This is a genomic window from Streptomyces sp. NPDC008238 (assembly GCF_042956445.1).
Lineage (GTDB): Bacteria > Actinomycetota > Actinomycetes > Streptomycetales > Streptomycetaceae > Actinacidiphila.
Genome location: NZ_JBIBGK010000075.1, coordinates 1 through 1,714, shown reverse-complemented (window position 1 = coordinate 1,714; position 1,714 = coordinate 1). Strand labels below are relative to the sequence as shown.

The following is a 1,714-nucleotide window of genomic DNA, read 5'->3' as shown; positions in this document are numbered from 1 at the left end:
ACCCGCTGAATACGAAGCCCGCCACTACCTCACAACCACGAAACCCCAGGTCACACACAACGTCTGAGATCTCTATCGAACCCGGAACGGTTCAGCTCGAGTACTGGCCGTGGCAGTCGACGAGTCCGCGCCGTGAGCACATACTCGCGGCCTCGTTCTTCTGTCTCCGAGACGCCGACGGCCAGGCTCTGGGGGTGTGCACCATCAGCGTCAACGTCACCGAGAGCCGCCGGGCGCGCGAACGCCTGGCCATCTTGAGCGAGGCCAGCACCCGCCTGGGCACCACTCTGGACGTCATGCACACGAGTCAGGAACTGGCCGACCTCGCTGTGCCCCTGCTCGCGGACTACGTCGCCCTCGACCTGGAGCAGTCAATACCGTTCGGCGAAGGACCGCCGGTCCGCATCGGGCCGACAGGCGAGCGCCTGCCCGTTTTGCGACGTGCTGGCCTGGCCTCCGTCCGCCAAGGGGTTCCCGAATCACCATGGCGCCGGGGCGAAGCGGTCCCCGTGCCACCCGCCTCGCCTTTCGACCAAGTCCTGCGTACGGGCAAGCCCCACTTGGAGCCGGCCCTGGACACCGCTCCGGGTACATGGATCGACCACGACCCGGAACGGGCGCAGAAAGTCAGGGAAAACGGCATGCACTCCCTGATGATCGTCCCTATCCGCGCCCGACGCACCCTGCTGGGAACGGCATTGTTCATTCGCACCCAGGACCCGGTGCCGTTCCAGGAGAGCGATCTACTCCTGGCCGAAGAGCTGGTCAGCCGCGCCGCGCTGTCACTGGACAATGCCAGCCAATACGCTCGCCGCCACACCGCGGCCCTCGCACTGCAGCGCAACCTGCTACCCCAGGGCCTGAGGGGCGGCATGGCGGTCGAAGCCGCCTCACGATACCTGCCCGCCGACATGGAGCACGGCGTCGGCGGTGACTGGTTTGACGTCATCCCTCTGTCCGGAGCCCGCGTTGCCCTTGTTGTTGGTGACGTTGTCGGGCACGGCATCAACGCCGCGGCGAGCATGGGCAGGCTTCGCACCGCCGTACGCACGCTCGCCGACATGGAACTGCCTCCCGACGAAGTGCTCGCCCATCTCGACGACACCGTCCAGCGACTGACCGAGGAGGACGCCGACGCCGCCGATGGGTCCCCAGTCATCGGAGGCGCCACCTGTCTGTACGCCGTGTACGACCCGGTTACCCGCGTGTGCACCATGGCCCGGGCTGGTCACCCCCCACCCGCGATCATCGACCCCCATGGCCAGGTCACCTTCCCCGCCCTTCCCCCCGGAGCCCCCCTCGGCATCGGCATCGGTGACCCCTTCGAAGCAGTAGAGCTGGAACTGCCCGAAGGAAGCCTCATCGCCCTCTACACCGACGGCCTGATCGAGACCCGCGACCACGACATTGAAGAGGGCATGCAGCGCCTGGGTACCGCCCTTGCACAACCAGATCGATCGCTGGAAGAACTCTGCACTTGCGCGACGGAACCCTTCCCGGGGCAGACACCCAGTGACGACGCTACCTTGCTCCTCGTCCGGACCCGAGCACTCAAACCCTCTCAGGTCGCCTCCTGGACGCTGCCCAGCGACCGGACCGCAGTCCAGAGCGCACGGAACCTTAGAAGGTGTTGTCTTTCCGAAGGTGGTAGCTGCGTTTCCGCTGGTCAGGCGTGAGATTGGTGCTTCGGCGGGAGGGATGGTGTGTCGTGTCG

General features: G+C 66.3%; 1 protein-coding gene. It reads left to right on the top strand.

Annotation, left to right across the window (positions count from 1 at the left end; genetic code table 11):
* The first annotated feature begins 194 nt into the window (after window positions 1-194).
* The gene (locus ACFZAU_RS41780) at window positions 195-1,676 is read left to right on the top strand and encodes a PP2C family protein-serine/threonine phosphatase (RefSeq protein ID WP_500556601.1); all 1,482 of its coding nucleotides are present in this window, start codon (window positions 195-197) and stop codon (window positions 1,674-1,676) included.
* The last annotated feature ends 38 nt before the right edge of the window (window positions 1,677-1,714 follow it).